The 19,171-nt window shown below is 53.8% G+C and carries 12 protein-coding genes; 9 read left to right on the top strand and 3 right to left on the bottom strand.

Translation table 11 applies throughout. The annotated features are described in order from the left end of the window. The first annotated feature begins 4 nt into the window (after positions 1-4). The 3 genes from BJP58_RS10440 to BJP58_RS10430 are packed head-to-tail and all read left to right on the top strand — an operon-like array spanning position 5 to position 7,603. Entirely contained in the window at positions 5-7,240 is a 7,236-nt protein-coding gene (locus tag BJP58_RS10440) for an amino acid adenylation domain-containing protein (RefSeq protein WP_194543865.1), read from the top strand. Next, on the top strand, positions 7,224-7,451 hold the full coding sequence (locus BJP58_RS10435) for an MbtH family protein (RefSeq protein WP_194543864.1): 228 nt from the start codon (positions 7,224-7,226) through the stop codon (positions 7,449-7,451). The genes BJP58_RS10440 and BJP58_RS10435 overlap by 17 nt, the downstream gene beginning before the upstream one ends. Next, the gene (locus tag BJP58_RS10430) at positions 7,448-7,603 is read left to right on the top strand and encodes a hypothetical protein (protein ID WP_194545160.1); all 156 of its coding nucleotides are present in this window, start codon (positions 7,448-7,450) and stop codon (positions 7,601-7,603) included. Before BJP58_RS10435 ends, BJP58_RS10430 begins: the two co-directional genes overlap by 4 nt. A 200-nt stretch (positions 7,604-7,803) precedes the next feature. Here BJP58_RS10430 and BJP58_RS10425 read toward each other — a convergent pair whose 3' ends face one another. Both BJP58_RS10425 and BJP58_RS10420 read right to left on the bottom strand, forming a co-directional pair. Next, positions 7,804-9,192 (bottom strand): RsmB/NOP family class I SAM-dependent RNA methyltransferase, encoded by a 1,389-nt coding sequence (locus BJP58_RS10425; protein WP_194543863.1) that lies wholly within the window; start codon positions 9,190-9,192, stop codon positions 7,804-7,806. A 193-nt stretch (positions 9,193-9,385) separates the two neighbouring features. Then, positions 9,386-10,549: a GGDEF domain-containing protein gene (locus BJP58_RS10420; RefSeq protein ID WP_194543862.1), complete on the bottom strand. Its 1,164-nt coding sequence runs from the start codon at positions 10,547-10,549 to the stop codon at positions 9,386-9,388. Positions 10,550-10,658: 109 nt separating this feature from the next. Between BJP58_RS10420 and BJP58_RS10415 the strand changes: the two genes are divergently transcribed. The 3 genes from BJP58_RS10415 to BJP58_RS10405 are packed head-to-tail and all read left to right on the top strand — an operon-like array spanning position 10,659 to position 16,321. Continuing rightward, the gene (locus BJP58_RS10415) at positions 10,659-11,795 is read left to right on the top strand and encodes a glycosyltransferase family 4 protein (RefSeq protein WP_194543861.1); all 1,137 of its coding nucleotides are present in this window, start codon (positions 10,659-10,661) and stop codon (positions 11,793-11,795) included. Between the two features lie 9 nt (positions 11,796-11,804). Further along, positions 11,805-13,112 (top strand): metallophosphoesterase family protein, encoded by a 1,308-nt coding sequence (locus tag BJP58_RS10410; RefSeq protein WP_194543860.1) that lies wholly within the window; start codon positions 11,805-11,807, stop codon positions 13,110-13,112. Next, positions 13,109-16,321, top strand: a complete 3,213-nt coding sequence (locus tag BJP58_RS10405) for an AAA family ATPase (protein WP_194543859.1) — start codon at positions 13,109-13,111, stop codon at positions 16,319-16,321. Before BJP58_RS10410 ends, BJP58_RS10405 begins: the two co-directional genes overlap by 4 nt. Positions 16,322-16,369: 48 nt before the next feature. Here BJP58_RS10405 and BJP58_RS10400 read toward each other — a convergent pair whose 3' ends face one another. Next, complete coding sequence (locus tag BJP58_RS10400) at positions 16,370-17,416, bottom strand: YkvI family membrane protein (RefSeq protein ID WP_194543858.1); 1,047 nt, start codon at positions 17,414-17,416, stop codon at positions 16,370-16,372. Between the two features lie 249 nt (positions 17,417-17,665). Here BJP58_RS10400 and BJP58_RS10395 point away from each other — a divergent pair, with 249 nt between their 5' ends. The 3 genes from BJP58_RS10395 to BJP58_RS10385 all read left to right on the top strand — a co-directional run bounded on the left by BJP58_RS10395 (position 17,666) and on the right by BJP58_RS10385 (position 19,119). Then, complete coding sequence (locus BJP58_RS10395; RefSeq protein ID WP_071221737.1) at positions 17,666-18,235, top strand: xanthine phosphoribosyltransferase; 570 nt, start codon at positions 17,666-17,668, stop codon at positions 18,233-18,235. Between the two features lie 218 nt (positions 18,236-18,453). Next, entirely contained in the window at positions 18,454-18,783 is a 330-nt protein-coding gene (locus tag BJP58_RS10390; RefSeq protein WP_071221736.1) for a hypothetical protein, read from the top strand. Between the two features lie 117 nt (positions 18,784-18,900). Further along, positions 18,901-19,119, top strand: a complete 219-nt coding sequence (locus BJP58_RS10385; RefSeq protein ID WP_071221735.1) for a hypothetical protein — start codon at positions 18,901-18,903, stop codon at positions 19,117-19,119. Positions 19,120-19,171: the final 52 nt, after the last annotated feature.

Genomic DNA, 19,171 nt, shown 5'->3' with positions numbered 1-19,171 from the left:
GGATATGCTTGAGCGGGAGAAGGAGCGCTGGTCTCTGTCCGGAGCGCAGCTGGGGATATGGTACGCCCAGCAGCTTGACCCGGTCAACCCGATATTCAACACGGCGGAATGCATTGAAATACAAGGACCTGTAGATCCGATTCTGTTCGAGAGGGCTTTACGTCAGGTGGTCGGGGAGGCTGAAGCATTGCATGTTCACTTCGGCGAAGATACGGACGGTCCTTGGCAGTCGATTGATCCATCTCCGGATTGGCAGCTTCATGTGGTGGATGTCAGCGGAAATGAGGATCCGGTTCATGCCGCCCAAAGCTGGATGATGCATGACCTTGATCAAGCGGTGGATCTAAGCCAAGGGCCGTTGTTTACGGAGGCGCTGTTCAAGATTTCCGCCGACCGCTACTATTGGTATCAATGCATTCATCATATCGTAATCGATGGGTTCGGCGTATCGCTTCTGCTGCAGAAAGTCTCTCAAGTCTACACGGAATTGGCGGGGGGCGTATCTTCCGGCACAGGCGCGTTCGGCAGGTTTCGCATGATCTTGGAAGAAGATACGTCATACCGCATGTCGCAGCAGCTCGACTCGGATCGCGAATTCTGGCTGCGGCGCTTTGCCGATGAACCGGAGATCGTCAGCTTAGGGGGGCAGGCACAGCGTTCGGCGCGAAGCTTCCTGCGCCGTTCGGTGCAGCTTCCTGGATCTTCGATCCATCGCATACAGGCGGCCGCGCAAGCATCAAGGACAAGCTGGCCGGACGTGATAGCGGCTGCAACGGCTCTGTATATACATCGAATAACAGGCGCAGAGGATGTTGTTCTTGGATTGCCGGTGATGTGCCGCTTAGGTTCGGCCTCCATCCGTATTCCAGGGATGGTCATGAATGTGCTGCCGCTTCGAGTGCGCGTTAGGCCCGATATGAGTCTAATCAACCTGCTGCAGCAGGTCGCACGGGAGATTCGCGAGATCAAGCGGCATCAGCGCTACAGACATCAGGATATCCGGCGCGATCTCAAGCTGCTTGCTGATAACCGCAGGTTATTTGGACCGCTCGTTAATGTGATGCCCTTTGCTTCGGAATTGAACTTTGGAGGCTGTGGCGGCATCGTCCGTAACCTGGCTTCCGGTCCGGTGGATGACCTGACCTTGAACGTATATGGAAGTTTGGATGGAAGCGGGCTGAGAGTCGATATGGATGCCAATCCGTTGATCTATAGCCTGGAGGAGTTAGCTTCCCATTTACATCGCTATTTGTATTTGCTGGACAGTCTTGCCGAAACGGAGCTGGACCATCCTGTTGGAAGCGTGGCTTTCATCTTGCCGGAAGAACGCGACAAGGTGCTTTTTCAGTGGAATGATACGGCACGACCCTTACCGCAGTTAAGCATACCGGAATTATTCGAGGAGCAGGTGGCACGTACCCCGCAGGCGGAGGCGGTGGTATGCGAGGGATTAACGCTACGTTACGAAGAGCTGAACAGGCGAGCGAACCGCCTGGCCCGCCTGCTTATTGACTCCCACATAGGTCCTGAACGAATCGTTGCCCTTTCCCTGCCCCGTTCGGCGGACATGATCGTTGCGATCCTTGCCGTGCATAAGACTGGTGCGGCTTACTTGCCGTTAGATCCGGATTATCCGGACGAACGGATCGCCTATATGCTTGAGGATGCAAAGCCTGCGTGTTTGATAACGACACAAGATCTGGCCGGAAGCTTCGCAGCTATCATGAAAGACGAGGACGTGGTTATGCTGGATGCTCCGGCTACCCTTCAGCGATTGGAGCAGCAGGCGTTTCATAACCCTGTTGATGCTGATCGCATAAGTCCGCTGCTGCCGCTTCACCCGTCCTACGTTATCTATACCTCCGGATCAACGGGCCGGCCCAAGGGCGTCCTGCTTACGTTCGAAGGACTTTCCAATCTGCTGTCGGATATGCGTGAGCGATTGGAGATAGGGGAGCGGGATCGCTGGCTGTCGGTTACCACGATGTCATTCGACATCTCGGTCATGGAAGTGCTGCTGCCGCTTTCATGCGGCTCGACGCTCGACATCGTGATGCGGGATACCATTCTCGACGCAGCGGCTCTCATAGGCCGAATTCGGGAAACGGGGGCGACCATCATGCAGGCGACCCCGACGTTGTGGCAGTCCATTGTCGCTTGCCGTCCAGGAAAGTTTGAGCGTCTCAAAGTCATAACCGGGGGTGAGGCGCTCCCGGTGGGACTTAAGCTTGCGCTTCAAGATCTGAACTGCGAAGTGAATAACCAATATGGACCGACGGAGACAACGATTTATTCGACAGCGGCCAAGCTCGATTATGAACGGGACAAGCCGTCCATTGGGGGGCCCGTCTGGAATACGAGGTTATATGTGCTTGATTCGTCACTGTCCCCGGTTCCGCCAGGCGTAACGGGCGAGCTGTACATTACAGGCTCGGGTCTTGGCCGGGGGTATCTGGGAAGCCCCGATTTGACAGCGGAACGGTTTGTAGCGGATCCCTTTGGTCCTCCCGGATCCCGGATGTATCGTACAGGCGATCTTGCCCGCTGGCTGGAGAACGGCTGGATTGATTATTTGGGGCGTGCCGATCATCAGATCAAGCTGCGCGGCTTCCGGATCGAGACGGGAGAGATTGAGTCCGTGCTTGTGGATCATCCGGAGGTGGAGCAGGCCTGCGTCATCATCCGCGAGGATCGGGCCGGTGATCGCCGTCTTGTTGCTTATATCGTAGCATCGCCATCTGCTTCAAATATCATCAATGCAGCAGAAATACGGGATTATGCCGCAGAGAAGCTGGCCGAGTACATGGTCCCGTCTGTCATCGTGGCACTCGACGCGCTACCGTTAACGCCGAACAAGAAGGTGGATCGCAAGGCGCTGCCTGCACCGGATCATCCGTTAACGGGCGGCCGCATGCCGCGGACACCGCAGGAGGAAATGCTCTGCACGATTTTTGCCGAGGTGCTTGGTTTATCGCGGGTTACCATTGATGATGATTTCTTTGCCCTCGGCGGTCATTCCCTGCTTGCCGGAAGGGTGATGGTACGAGTCAGGGAGGCCTTCGGCGTGGAGCTTAGCATAGGAAGCCTATTTGAAACAGCGACGGCCGCGAGTCTTGTCAAACGGCTTGATCATGCGCAAGAGGCCAGAGTGGCTGTACGTCCCGTGATAAGGACTGAGTATCCACCGTTGTCTTTTGCCCAGCAGCGGTTATGGTTTTTATATCGCCTGGAGGGTCCGAGCCCGACCTACAATATTCCGCTCGTGGCTCGCTTGTCAGGTGAGCTTGATCTGGCAGCGCTGCGGATGGCGCTGGGTGATGTGGCCGCTCGTCATGAAACGCTGCGCACGGTTTACCCGGATCATGACGGGACTTCCTATCAGCACATCCTGGATGCCGAGGAGGCACGACCGGAACTGATCGTGACCGAAATCATTGACTCGGCGCTGCCCGATCGATTGGCGGAAGCCGTCAGGCACCCATTCGAGCTTGCCACCGAAACTTCACTGCGGGCAGAGTTGTTCAAACTGGGGAATGGAGAGTTTGTCCTGTTGTTGCTGCTGCATCATATAGCTGGCGACGGCTGGTCGCTTACCCCCCTGACACGCGACCTATCGGATGCCTATATGGCACGGCGCCTGGGGAGTGAGCCGGAATGGTCTCCGTTACCGGTCCAATATGCAGACTATGCCGTTTGGCAGGAGAAGCTTCTTGGCAGCACAGGCGATAAGGGCAGTCTGATTGCCCGCCAGCTGGACTATTGGACTGAGGCACTTTGCGATTTACCGGAGCAATTGGAGCTGCCCACCGATTATCCGAGGCCGGCTGTTGCCAGCTATCAGGGCGGAAGCGTGTCGTTTCCGATTTCGCGTGAACTGCATCGGCGGCTGAATACACTCGCGCAGAGCAATCGGGTGTCTTTATTCATGGTGTTTCAGTCAGCGATGGCTGCGCTGTTTACGAAGCTGGGTGCAGGTACGGACATTCCGATCGGCAGTCCGGTCTCGGGCCGGAATGACGACAGTCTGGATCAATTGATTGGTTTCTTCATCAATACGCTTGTGTTTCGTGTCGACACATCAGATGACCCATCGTTCGACGAGCTGTTGCAGCGGGTGCGGGAGAGGAGCCTGGCGGCTTTCGAGCATCAGGATGTGCCGTTCGAGCGGCTTGTCGAGACATTGAATCCGCCGCGTTCCAGGTCTAGACATCCTCTCTTCCAAGTGATGCTCGTACTGCAAAATACGCCGGAAACTTCGCTTGAACTGCCGGGAGTCAGCTCGAAACTGCAGCTGCAAAGCGTAGGTACCGCGAAGTTTGACTTAACCTTCGAGCTGACGGAGCGGCGGGATATGCACGGCGAACCTGACGGAGTTCACGGTATGATCGAATTTAGTACGGATTTGTTCGAGCACAGAACGGCGGAAGCGATGGCGGAACGATATGTGCGCGTATTGGAGAGTGCTGCCAATGAACCAAGTAAAGCCATCAGTCAACTCGATATATTAACCGTTCATGAGCGTGAGGAAACCCGTCGACAGTGGAGCGCTCCACTGCCTCTTACCAAGCAGGCAACCTTGCCTCAGCGGTTTGAGGAGCAGGTCATCCGCACGCCTTTAAGGAACGCGATTGTCCATGATGGTTTATCGCTTACCTATGGTGAGTTGAACGAGCGAGCCAATCGGCTTGCTCACTTGTTAATTGCCTCCGGCATCGGGACGGATCAGATCGTAGCGCTCGCCTTGCCGCGTTCGTTGGACATGGTCATCGGCATATTGGCTGTACTTAAGGCAGGGGCTGCTTACCTGCCGCTGGATCCGGAGTATCCGGAGGATCGGCTGGCTTACATGATCGAGAATGCTTGTCCGGTATGCGTCATTACGAGCGTTCAGGTGATGGATCAGCTGCCGAGCTTCGCATGCATAAAGCATGTTGTCATGGATGAACCTGAACAAGCTTCACGGGTGCAGAGCTACTCTCATGAGAATCCAAGCGACCATGAACGTCACAGGCCCCTTACGCCGCTGAGTGCCGCGTACATCATCTATACTTCCGGGTCTACCGGCAAACCGAAGGGCGTGCTTGTACCGCATCAGAATGTCATCCGATTGTTTGACTCTACCGCACATTGGTTTCAATTTGATGAGACTGATGTATGGACCTTATTCCACTCGTATGCCTTTGATTTCTCGGTATGGGAATTATGGGGGCCTCTCTTGCACGGCGGTCGACTCGTGGTTGTTCCGCATACGACCAGCAGATCGCCGAACGACATGTTGAGCTTGCTGGTCCGGGAAGGCGTAACCGTGCTGAATCAGACTCCCTCGGCGTTTTATCCGTTGATTCAGGCGGATCGAGAGCAGGCGGAACTGGGGCAGCAGAAACTATCGCTGAGGTATGTTGTGTTCGGCGGTGAAGCCTTGGAGCTCGGACGGCTCACGGATTGGTATGAGCGTCATGCCGACGATGCCCCGCGTCTGATCAACATGTATGGCATTACAGAGACGACTGTGCACGTCAGTTATATGGAATTAAACCGGAACCTTGCGCTGCCGGGAGCCGGCAGTCCGATCGGAGAAGCGATTCCGGACCTTAGGGTATATGTCCTGGATTCCAAGCTTCGGCCGGTTCCGTATGGCGTAATTGGAGAGATGTATGTCGCGGGTGCAGGACTTGCGCGGGGGTATTGGGGTCGTCCAGATCTGACCGCCGACCGCTTTGTGGCCGATCCGTATGGTCCGCCGGGGACGAGAATGTACCGAACCGGAGATCTGGCGAAGCGGCTGGCCGACGGTACACTGGATTATTTGGGGCGGTCCGACCATCAGGTGAAAATACGCGGCTTCCGGATCGAACTCGGCGAGATCGAATCGGTCCTCACACGTCATGCCGATGTCGCTCAGGCGGCAGTCATCGTGCGCGAGGATCAGCCCGGGGATCGCCGGCTTGCGGCTTATGTTGTGAGCAAGCCCGGCGGCGAGTTGTCTGCAGGTGCTGAGCTGCGCCGTTATGCGGCCTCAATGCTTCCTGATTACATGGTTCCCGGGGCGTTCGTATTTATGGACATGCTGCCGCTTACGCCTAACGGGAAGCTCGATCGCAAAGCGTTGCCGGCTCCAGATATGGGGCCCGATGCCGATGGACGCCATCCACGAACTCCGCAGGAAGAAGTGTTATGCGAGTTATTTGCGGAGATATTGGGAGTCAAACGGGTGGGTATCGATGACAGCTTCTTCGAGCTCGGCGGCCATTCGCTACTGGCTGTCCGGCTTATCAGCCGGGTTCGCGAAGCGCTCGGCAAAGAATTAAGCATAGCAGCTTTATTCGAAGCGCCTACGGTAGCGGGGCTTATCGACAAGCTTGAGATGGGTGGCGGACACAGCGCGCTGCAGGTCGTGCTTCCGCTTCGGGCGCATGGAGAACAAATACCGCTGTTCTGCGTGCATCCGGCAGGAGGATTAAGCTGGTGTTACGCCGGTTTAATGAAGCATCTCGGCATGGATTATCCGATTTACGGTTTACAGGCGAGGGGGATTGCGCAAGCAGAGGAGCTGCCGAAATCACTGGAAGAGATGACAAAAGACTATATCGACCATATTCGTTCTCTTCAACCACAAGGGCCATACCGGCTGCTCGGATGGTCTCTGGGCGGCAATGTCGCTCAGTCGATTGCGGTACAGCTGCAGGAGGCGGGTGAGGACATTGAATTGCTAGCCATACTGGATGCTTACCCAAGTCATTATTTGCCGATCAAGGAAACCCCCGATGAAGACGAGGCTTTAACCGCGCTGCTGGCGTTGGGAGGCTTCGACAGAGAGAGCATTGAAGCGGGTCTTGGAGACGCGTCGTTAACCATAGCGGCCGCCCTTGAATTGCTGCGGAATGAGAGCAGCGCGCTCTCGTCCCTTGAGGAAGGGACGATCATGAATCTGAAGGCGACCTATGAGAATTCGGTGCAGCTGTTGAAGGCTTACGTTCCGAAACGGTTTGAGGGAGACATGTTATTCTTCCATTCGACGATCATCCCCGATTGGTTCGATCCCATTGAACCGGAGATGTGGGGGGCTTACGTGGGCGGTAAGATCGAGCGGCACGATATTGAATGCCGGCATAAGGATTTATGCCAGCCGGGCCCACTGGATTATATCGGCAAGTGCATTCTAAGCAAGCTGGAGGCAGCTATAACCCGAGGACTGACCACATCGGAGAGGAGGGAACTTATCCATGACCAATCCTTTTGAGCAAGTCGACGGCAAGTTTCTTGTGCTGGTAAACCATGAAGGGCAATATTCGCTCTGGCCGGGTTTCGCTGCTGTTCCGAACGGCTGGACAGAGGCTTTTGGACTTAGCACGCGGGAGGAATGCACAGCCTTTATCAACGAGAACTGGGTTGATCTGCGGCCGCGAAGCCTGTATGCCAACACCGGGCCGTCAGCAGAGCATAGATCATGAGCACCTGGCTGAACCCGCACAAGGTATTGTGCATCGTGTATGTGGCAGCGATGTTTGTTGTCGCTATGGACGCCACCCTGCTGAATGTTGCGCTTCAGACGATCAGCCTCGAACTTGGAGTGCCCCCTGCGCTTCGGAACTATAGGAAGTAACTGCCGCCGTTTTAAAGATAAGGATGCAGCCTAAGATGAGGAAAGAAGCATCCGGTTTTGATTAGGTGGATAAAGTAAGGGGCGTCTCTCTGTTTGTAATCCAGAGAGACGCCCCTTTTAATGACGCGTTTGAACGTATGTTATACAGTATTCGGCTCGGATCGGCTTTATCATTCATTATAGAACTGCGAATAGAAGCGTTACTTGGGATTACGCAGGCCTTTGGGCAGATGATTCTTGAGCTGTCCGCCGCTGGCCTTGCCCCACCCCAGAGGTAATCCATCCGTGGTTACCAACGTCCAGCCCCGGTGTTCGGAAGGAATGGAGAGCACCTCTCCCCGCAAATAAGCAGCCGTCTCGGCTGAATCTGAAGGCAGATCCCAGCTGCGGGCAGCTTGGCCAGGATGCAAGGACATGGCAAGCGCATGGGCCGGTTCGATTCGATTCTTCTTCAGATGAGCCAGATGCAGACCTGCCCGCGGCATCTTCAAGCCTTTCAGCTGCTTGTCATTCCATGCCAAGCTCTCGCTGACCGGAAGCCAGTACAGTTCCTCACCGAATAATATCGGAGTGCCGCAGTCAAGCTCAAAGCCGGGTAGTTCCTGCTTCGCCCAGTCATGAAAGTCGGCCAGGGCCGAGAGCGCAGGTCCTTGTTTGCCGCCCCGGTTTGATTTGGCCGGGGATTTGCTGCTGACCGCAGAGTATGCGAGGTCTTCATTTAAAACTTCGGCAGCCGCCGATTTGACCAAGATGGCAACAAAATGCCCCTCACCCCGTTCCAAGTGCGGCCACAAGCGCTTCATTTCACGCAGCTCCATATCGGGATACTGCGAAAGAATGCGCTCAATCATCTCTTCGTTCTCAGCCGTGTTGAACGTACAGGTGGAGTAAGCCAAGGTTCCTCCCGGTTTGAGCATCCGGTACGCCTCCTGAACAATGTCCCACTGCCGGGCAACGCACAGATCCACATGTTCAGGAGACCATTCTTCAATCGCTGCGGCATCCTTTCGAAACATGCCTTCACCGGAGCATGGCGCATCAAGCATGATCCGGTCAAAGCAGGCAACGAAACGGCGGGATAGCTGATCCGGTGCCGCACTCGTAACGACGGTATTCGTTATTCCCATACGTTCCACGTTCTCGGCCAGAATCCGTGCCCGTTCGGGATGGATCTCATTGGAGACAAGCAGTCCTAGGCCCATCATCTTGGAGGCAATATGGCTTGTCTTGCCGCCGGGAGCTGCCGCAAGATCCAGGATGGTCTCTCCGGGCTGAGGATTCAACAGCTCGACTGCGGACATTGCCGAGGGCTCCTGAATATAATATAGTCCAGCGGCATGATAGGGGTGTTTGCCTGGACGCAGGCTTTCATCATAATAGTATCCGGTATCACACCAGGGCACGGGCGTCAGCTCGAATTGCCGGATGAGGTTTCTTACGCTGTCTGCGGCATGAACCGCTTTCAGTCGGTTAAGGCGCAGCCCGTGTGTGCGGGGCAAATCGTAGCTGTCCCAAAAATCGCACGAGGCATCCCCGAGAATATCATTCATGCTGGCAACAAAGCCAACAGGCAATAGTTCCTTTCGCATTCGTTAGATTGCTCCTTCTTTAGAATAAGGTACATGCTGCAGTGTAAAGGCAAGAGAATACTGGTTCAGCGTCATTCTTCTCTGGCTTTAAAGGAATCGGTCATTAGTTTATCATGATGCCGCAGGCGTAGTAAAGAAATGTCAAGCAAAAAAAAGACCGCCCACTTTATATCGTGGGCAGCCTGCGCCAGAGTTATCCGGCGGATTCCGTTGGTTCGGTTGATGAGGTTGTTAAGGACCGGTAATCGGATACCTTGTTTTTGCCGGTCGTTTTGGAATGATACATCGCTTTGTCGGCCTGTTTCATGAGTTCATCGCCGCGAACGCCTTTGCGCAGTACGCTGTAGCCGATACTGATCGTGACGATGCTCTCGCTTGCCACTCTGGCCCGGATGCTCTCGGCGACCTGTGCGGGCTTGACTTTGCGGTCAACCACCAGGGCCACCAATTCTTCGCCGCCATACCGGCCGGTAATCCCGATACCGTCAAGCTCTTCCTCCATAATGGCCGCGACCTGCTTCAGCACTTCATCGGCTCGGGCATGGCCTTGGGTATCATTCAGCTTCTTGAAATTGTCGATGTCGCAGAAGATAGCGGATATTTTCAATTCCTGCGAGGCGTAATGGTCCAGATACTTCATAAAATGCCTGCGGTTGTAGAGTCCTGTTAATCCGTCCGTAATGGCAGACCGGTAGATGGACTGCATCAGCTCCACAATGCGTCTGAACAGGATGAAGAACACGATGCTGTAGAAGAGCACCGGCAGAGCGAGAGCGAGTCCCTGAAACGCAGGCGACAGGCCGCCGGAATAGGTATGGATGGATTGCAGAACTGCCGAGATGGCGTAGACGGCAAGTCCAATCGCATATTTGATCGGTTGTCCGATCCGCGGAGTGACTTGGGTATAAGCCAGGTAGAGCGCAGCGAGCTGAAAACCATCAAAATATATGCTTTGCCATATCGGGTCCAGGGTGTAAGGAAGAAATGAGGGAAGAATGAGCGGAAGCATAAGCAGTGCGGCTGACAACAAGGGAAGCCAATAATGCATGGTTTTGATCTTACGGTACAGCATGACAACCGAGACGTTCAGCAGGACAAACGAAAAAAGCTGAATGAAACGGAGGATGTCCGATTCCGGTGGAAAAACAGATTTTCCCGTCCAAGCCGAATGGATGTTCAAACTCTCGTATGTCATAATGAAGAAGAAGGCTGCCGCCATATATATGTAAGCATTCTTGCGTTGTTTGCTGTACATAAAGAGACACATGATCAGCATCATGAGCGCGATATAGGCTCCGCACACAGCAAATATGGTGGGTAGAGGAGAAGTGGACCAGTAGCTCAATTCATAGGACAAATCGATTCACTCCTGAGTAGGGATAGGTTTTTCGTTGCATGAAACATATGTTCTAATATATCATATCGAAAAAGAATCTGAAAAGAGATTTAGAGAAAGGGGGATCCCCATGAAACTTCTTCAAGCATTATTCTTCCCTCCTGAACAGCCAGGCGGCGTCTCGTCCATGATTCCTTATTTGCAGGAGCGTTTTCATTCATCCCGTTGGGAGATGGAGATGTTCTGGCTGCCCAAGCGGATCCGCAACAAAGGCCAGGAGGATCCGATATTCCACACTTTTGATTGGAAAGAGTTTGAAGGGAGTGCCGTAGTGGCCAAATACCTTCAAACCTACCGGGATTACCTGTGGTGGACACGTCTGCGTCTTCAAAAGCCTTATGATCTTATCCATAGCCATCATCCGATTGCAGGCATGTCGATGAAAGCGGCATTCCCAGAGGTTCCGCTCATCCAAACCGTGCATTCCAGTTACGAGCGTGAGCTCATCCTCAACGGAAGAATCAAAGAAGGTGGGCTGGAGCACAGATTCCTGGTCTCTTTATATAAGGAGCTTGAATATATCAGCGACCGTCTGTTGACGGTGTCGAACTCCTTCAAGGCTTACATGGCTCCGTACGTGAATGAACCCGAATCGATCGGGGTTATCCATAACGGATTCGACGATAAAAGATTTAAGCCGGTGCCTCATGAAAATGCAGTGCCGCAGTTGATTACGGTATGCCGTCTGGTCCCTGCAAAAGGATTGGACATTCTGCTCCAAGCCTGCGCGGAACTGAAACGCAAAGGATATGATTACGTCCTTCACATTATCGGCGACGGCCCTTCCCGTCAGGAGCTCGAGGAGATGGCCAAAACACTCGGCATCTACCAGGAGACGATTTTTTACGGATATACGCTGCATCCCGAGGAGTTCATGCCGTTCTTTGATATCTTTGTCCTGCCCTCGAGAGCGGAGGCATTCGGCTCCGTGTTCGCGGAAGCGGCGCTTAGCAGTCTTGCGCTGGTAGGCACCAACGTCGGCGGCATCGCGGAGCAGATCGAGGATGGAGTAAACGGCTTGCTTGTACCGCCGGAGGATCCGATAGCACTCAGCGTTGCGCTCGAGAAGGTTATCAGTGATCCGCTCTATCGATACGAGCTTGCCCGGACCGCTTCGGATAAGGCGAAGAATCAATATTCCTTGTCCCGATCCGTGAATGAACTGAAAAAAATGTATTTGAAATTTCAACCTAAGATAGAGAGTTAGGGATCGGTTATGGCTTCTTTTCGATTTATGCATGCTGCGGATTTACATCTGGACAGTCCGTTTATCGGGATAAGCGGACTCGATGACACTCTGCGGTCGTACGTTCAGGAATCGACCTTCCGTGCGCTGGAACGGCTCGTTCAGCTGGCCATCGACCAGCAGGTTGATTTTATTGTCATCAGCGGAGATATATACGATAGCTCCAACATTTCGCTGCGCGCGCAGCTTCGCTTTCTGGATTCCCTTAACCGTCTGGGAATGGAAGGGATTGCGGTATATGTCATCCATGGCAATCATGATCCGCTCGACAGCACCAAGCTTAGCATGGCGCTGCCTCCCCATGTCCATGTGTTTGGGGCGGAGCCTGCAAGCGTAACGGCCGTTCGCCGCTCGGATCATCAAGAAGTGGCGGTCATTACCGGCATGTCGTATCCGACCTCGAAGGTAACCGATAATATTGCAATAACTTATCCTGCTCCGTCATCCAGGCTATACCATATCGGACTTCTGCACGCAAACGTGGATGGGGATCCCCAACACGAAACCTATGCACCCTGTACGAAAAGGGATTTAATCCAGTCCGGATTTCATTACTGGGCGCTCGGGCATATTCACTCCCGTCGAACCTTGCAGGAATCCCCTTATATTGTGTATCCGGGCAATATTCAGGGACGTCATGTCCGGGAGACGGGACCCAAGGGATGTTATATCGTCGATGTGGATGAGAGCTCCAACACGAAGCTGAGCTTCCATGAGCTCGATTCCATGCGCTGGCACATCGTTGAAGCACCTCTGGATTCTTGTCAGGACGTCGATGAATGGAGACGCTCACTGGAATCCATTCTCACCGAAATAAGCAGAGAGAACGCGGATGGGCTGAGCATGATCCGCGTTCGGATTACGGGACGGGGGCCGGTTCATCGTCAGCTTGAAGGCGGATATGTGCTCGATGAGCTGCTGACCGATCTGCGGAGACGAGAGGCCGCGAAGGGACAGACATGCGGCTATCGGGGATGCGTCTGGATCGAGAGCTTCTCGCTTCATTCCGGAGATGCGATCGATAGGCAGAGGCTGCTTGCGGAAGACAGCTTTGCAGGGGACTTGCTTCGTCTTGTTCGAGGGGAACAGGAACGGCTTCAAGATCCTGGCGGGGCTGTTGCCAAAAGCTTGGAGCCTCTGCTTGAGCATGCGGAAATCCGCTCCTTGCTGGACGAGATCAGTCCGGAAGAACTGCTGGAATGGGTTCGCAGAGCGGAGGAACTGACCTTAGGGTTATTGCTGCGCGAACGTTCGCAAGGGGAAGGTGTCGGAACATGAGACTAGAGCGGATGAACATTCAAGGCTTTGGAGCTGTTCGGGACAAGAGTCTTGAGATAGATGCGCCTGTGACCGTGCTGTATGGGCCGAATGAAGCGGGAAAGAGCAGCGTCCTGTATTTTATCCGAGCCATGCTGTACGGATTCCCTGGCAAGGGCTCGCCTGCAGAACGCGGCGAGCCTTCGGAGGAAGGCATTCACGGCGGCGAGCTGCGGTTTCTGGATAAGGAGGGAGTGCCTTGGGTGGTTCGGCGCTACAACCGGTCCAGAGAAGGAAATCCAGCCACCGGCAGAGGCGAGCGCGTACATATTCATAAACAAGCGGATAATGGAATTGTCATTGAGCTTGGACAACAAGAACTGGAGCAATATGCTTTGGGCGGTGTGTCCAAGGATATGTTTCGTCAGCTGTTTGCCATCTCGTTAAGCGAGCTTCAGGAAATCCGCAGTTTGCAATCTGCCGAGATGAGCGGTTACTTGTTCCATGCCGGAATCGGCGGCGGGGCCAATATACTGGAAGCCGAGCGCAAGTTATCCCAGGAGATGGACAAGCTGTATAAGCCGCGCGGAAAGGTTCAGCATACCGCCAAGCTGCTCCAAGCCATCGAGCATTTAAGAACCCGGGTTTCGGAGAGCAAGACGTACGTTTCCCGCTATAACGAGACCGTTACATCCATTCTGGAAATACAGGAACGGTTGAATCTTTTGGAACAGGATCGCATTAGGGACGCCGAGGATCTGTCGCTGCTTCGAAAAGCGCAGGACATTCGTCCGGCTTGGCTGGAATGGCGTGAGGCCAGTTTGGAATTAAAGGATCTGATGGACAGTGACAACTTTCCTCCTGATGGACTCCCCCGATACGAAAAGATGCAGGAGGAAGAGCGCCTTCTCCACACCCAGTCGATTCGCGCCGAGCGGGCGATCGAGGATGCGGAAGATAAGCTGAGAGCACTCCCTCTGAATTCGTTCATGGAACAGTATGGCGAACAGATTGAGGAGCTTTGGGCGAAACGCAGCCTACACGAAGCCGCTAACCGGGAGCTTGCCGAGCTTACGACCGAATACAAATCTCAGGAGATCCGGCTGGAACAGCTGCTTCGGGATATCGACCCGGCATGGACCCGGCAGGAGCTGCTGGCTCTGTCTTTATCCGCTTCGGAGCGCGAGGAGGTACGGCGAATCAGTGCGGCCTTTGCCGGGTATGATCGCCGGATGGAGGCGCTGTTCATTGAACAGCGCGGGGCCCAGCGTTCTGCGGCGGCAGCCGAATCGGCGCTGCGGGAAGCCAGGCGGCAGCTGCGCGAGGAGATGGAGCGGGGACAAGAAGCATTTGCCATGATTAAGTCGGCAGCGCCTCAGGAGACCGCTGTGCTGTGGAATCAGCTGCAGCTGGAGATTGAGCGCTGGCGTGAACGGAGATTGACCCGGACTCAGCCTGAGCCTGCTTCCACGCGTCCATCGGGTAGAGGCAGATTACCTGGGATGCACGCGGGTCTGCTGGCGGGAATGGCTGTTATGACATTCCTGCTGGTGGTCGTATTGTTATGGACGTCAACCACGGAAGCTGCCGTGGTCTCAGGCATCGTGATGCTGCTCGGTATGGGTTATGTATTCTGGAGTGGTCAACGAGGTCGGGAGGTTCATGGTGCAGCTTCGAATGAGACCCATCTTCAAGACGTGCAGGGAACAGAACATATAGATCATCTCTATTCAAGGCTCGTCTCTGACCCATATGCGGCGGCAGCTGCGAGCACGATTCCGGGCAGACGAAGGGACAAAAACGCTGCCTTGGCGCGTGACCCCATCATGGTGGAGGCTCAAATGCGCGAGCTTCGATCCGTGATGGAGGGCTGGCAAGCATGGCGGCAGCGGCTGGATCGACTGACGTCCGATTGTGCGGCGGCTGAGGAGAAAGCTGCGCTGCAAGCGGCTGAATTACAAACGGTTCAGGGCGCTATTGATCAGGAAGAGAAGCGATATTTGGAGCTGGAGCGGCAGTGGGAGGATTGGCTTATGTCCCGATCACTCCCGCAGAGCCTGTCGCCTGACGTCATGCTGGACGTATTCGTCAAAGTGGAGCAGGGGCAGGAGCTGATCCGGCAGCAGAAATCGCTTGGACTGAAAATGGACGTGCTGTTAAAAGAGGCGGAGGATTATATCATCCAATGCCATGAGATCTTTGCGGCGGATCCCCAAGGTGACGTTAACGGCAACCGAATCCCAGCCGTTGCCGAGCTCGGTAACGTCTATTCCAGATGGAAGTCCTATCAAGAGGAATCGAGACAGAGGAAGGTCCTTGCCGAGCGTATTCAAGAGCTGCGCAAGGAGGGGATTGCGATTGCAGAGGAGCGGGAAGGGCTGCAGATGCGCAAAGCAGCTCTGATTGCATCATCCCAATCGGCAGACGAAGAAACCTTTCTTCGTATGGGAGCTGCTGCGAAGCGTCGTGAGGAGCTTGTTCGTACGATCCGCCATCACGAAATTACCATGTTCAGCGGATGGGATGAAGGGGGCCGCCGGCAGCTTGAACAGCTGCTGGAGCTGATGGATGCTTCGGAACTTGATGCTCAATGCATGAAGAAGGAGGAAGCCGTATCCGCTGCGCTCCACCTGCGGGACGAGCTCCAGGAACGGCGGGGGCGGCTGCTTCAGGAGAGAGAGTCGCTGGAAGCAGCGGGGAACGAGGATTCCGCCCTGCAGCAGCTGGAGGAGCAGCGCACCGCCCTGCGGGAATTAGTCTCGCAATATGCGGTACGTTCGATGGCTTCCGAATTTATCAAACGTACGCGCCGCATGTACGAGGAAGAGAAACAGCCGCAGGTGCTGCAGTTGGCTTCCCGCTACTTCACCATGCTGACCGGCGGCATGTACAGCCGGATTGTCATGCGGATGGGAGATCAGAGCCTGTTGGCAGAGCGCCCGACTGGTGAATTGGTGGAGAGCAGCCGGTTAAGCCGTGGTACGGCGGAGCAGTTATATCTGGCGATGCGGCTCGGTTTGATCCAATCGATGCCGCATGCATCGGGGTTGCCGTTATTGCTTGATGATCTGTTTGTAAATTTTGACGGCGAACGGCTCGGACATGCGCTCGAACTGCTCTCGGAATTATCGCAGGACCGGCAAGTCGTAATGATGACGTGTCATCGGCATGTAGCGGAGCAAACCATGAAACTCATACCGGGTGCACGATTCATCACGATGCAGCCATAAAACGGGGCTTCCCAAAGGCAGTTTTACCATACCTTTGGGATAGCCCCTTTATTTTCTCCTGATTTCGGGTGTTCCGAACAAAGTCAGTCGGAGCACCCAGAGCAGACACAGTCCCCCGAACATGGGGTAGAGGAGAGAGAGCAAGGAACTGAAGCCGAACTGGCTGAAGAAATAACAGAACACCATGATGCCAAGGGTAATCACTCTGGGCGAGAGCGAGGTTCGCTGCTGAACCTGCAGGGTAATCCCGTAGATATTGGCCACGAAGGTGCTAAAAATTTCTAGGAAGATCAGAATGAGATAGATGATCTGGACGAGCCAGCCCAGCTGGTTGGCGATGCTGCCCATCGGGATCTCGTATTGACTAATGCCGGGCATATGCGCAGACATCGCAAAATGCGCCGCCATCAGCATAAATCCTACGCCCGTACCTCCAATGATGCCTCCCCAGGTTACGGCACGCGCGCTTTTGGTCTGGCTGCCGAGCGGGACCAGCACCGGCATTGCCATTACCAGGTTAAAGGAGGTGTAGAGAAGGGGCGCCAGCCAAACCGAAGGCAGGGTATGGTCCGTAGTCAAGGTTAAGAATCGGGTGGCACCCGGTGTTTGAATCGTCTGAGAAATAATCGCAAGCGATAAGGTCAGCATCATGGGCACAACAAGACTGTTCATTGTCATGATGGACTGGATGCCTTTTCTGAGAATGAAATAGGTTCCGATCATCGTGACAAACAATCCGGTTTGATAGCTCAAATTCAGATGCTCCACAAAAACAGAGCCCGCGCCGGCAAGCATGATGCTGTTCACCCCGAGCAGAATGACAAACATAAAGAGGCTGATCCAGACGCCGGCTTTCTCTCCAAACAGGAATTTGTTTAAGTCCTCAAAGGATTTGGCCCCGATCCGCCTGGATATCGTCATGATTTTTGTGCCGAGCCAAATGAATATTCCTGTCGCAAGCAGAATGGTAAGTGTGGCCCAGTGTCCATATTGGGTAAAAAATTGAAGGATTTCACGTCCGGTTGCAAAGCCAGCGCCAACGATGGTTCCGATATATGTAAACGCGATCTGTAAAACACGAACAGAATTACGCAAGCCCCGCATCCCCCTTGAAAGTTAATACGTTCTGCTTAGTACAAGGTATGCTTGGCTCAGCTGGGACATGACTCCTACCTGTCCAGGTCCTTACCGGAGGCATGTACATGATGATGGCCAGGCAAGGAGATCAATGTTAGGAATTCTGACGGGAACCGTACAGTTAAATGACGGAGTCACCGTTTGTACTTGCCGTACAGGGAGGAATATGTTACTTTTACGACAAAGGAATCGTGGGAGGTCTTTTGGATGGATTGGTTGAAAGAGCGGATCATCAAAGAAGGTGTCGTGTTGTCGGATCAAGTGCTGAAGCTGGATGCCCTGCTGACGCATCAAGTAGACCCGGCATTAATTATGGATATGGGCCGGGAATTTGCGGCTAGATTTAAAGAGAGCGGCGTGACCAAGGTCGTTACGCTGGAATCCTCCGGCATTTCTGTTGCATTTGCCGCGGCGCTTGAATTGGGAGTTCCGATGGTATTCGCCCGGCGCAAAAAAACGCTGCTCGCCGATCCAGACGCCTTGTGTGAGCGGGTTCCGTCTTTCACCAAGGGCATTGTCACGGACATTATGGTATCGCGCCAGTTTATCGGCGAAGAGGATAAACTGCTCTTCATTGATGACATTATCGCGAACGGTGACGCTGCAAGAGGCCTGATCAAGATTATTGAACGGGCAGGGGCAGAATTAATCGGGCTTGGCGTTGTGATTGAAAAGAGCTTCCAGGCTGGAGCGAGAACGCTGCGCGAACAGAATGTTCATGTGGAATCGCTGGTCACCATATCGTCGCTTGAGGACGGCAAGATTACGTTCAGCTAGGTTTAGGAATATACCAACCGCTTCATGGCATGTCAGGAGTAGAGCCGAAAGGCAGGACTTCCGTCATGAACGTTTGTACCCTAGCCTTTGCCGTGCGTAATAGTGTAAATTCGTAGTCAATTTTAAGTGGATTTCAGCCTAAAATCACAACAAAATCTTTTCGCCTCCATGATTTTCGCTTATAATAAAGAGGTAGGCAAGAGAGAGGAGGCAGCACCATGGGGAAACAACCTGTAACCGAGCCGTTTTTGATTGAGAAGCTGAATGAAGCAAAGGTACATTTTGAACGTGCTTTGGATTGTAAACATACGGAGTTTGATGATCTATATCCCTATATGATTGAACATCCTCAGTTTTTCTGGTACAAACGCTATGTTGCCTGGTCAGAACTGCTGACGATTGCCGGATTGTGTGAGGAGGTTTCCTTCGAATGGAAGGAACAGTTTACGCCTCAGCAGGTAGAATATATCGAGAAGCGTGTCATGTCTTCAACCGTTCTGGATTTTTGGTACGAGAAGAATGACAGTATCGAGCCGGCACAGCGTTAATGGGTATATAGAACATCTCTTAGTCGGGATGTTTGTCGATATCGCAACGCATTCAAAAGACCTAAATGATCTCATTTAGGTCTTTTTTTGCACAAAGTTTATGAAGGGGGTATGGTGATGATTAGCGATGAAAGACTCGATGAGCTTCGGCTCTCCGGCGAATTGGTCCGGGTTGTCCGGGACGGCTTGGAGACCAATGATATTATAGGCTTTGTTGTAGCCTGGGACCCGGAGCAGGTCATTATACGCCGCAGAAACCGGCGGGTCGTTAAACTGGATCGCCGTTACAGCTACCAGCTTAAAAAGGAACCAAGAGTAAGCCCGATCGAAGAGTAGGCATAGATCTCGAACTCGTCGGACAACTTAACCTCGCATCAAATTTTTGTGG

The sequence above is a fragment of the Paenibacillus sp. JZ16 genome (assembly GCF_015326965.1).
In the GTDB taxonomy this organism is placed as follows: Bacteria; Bacillota; Bacilli; order Paenibacillales; family Paenibacillaceae; genus Paenibacillus_AQ.
This window is presented reverse-complemented; position numbering and strand designations above follow the sequence as displayed.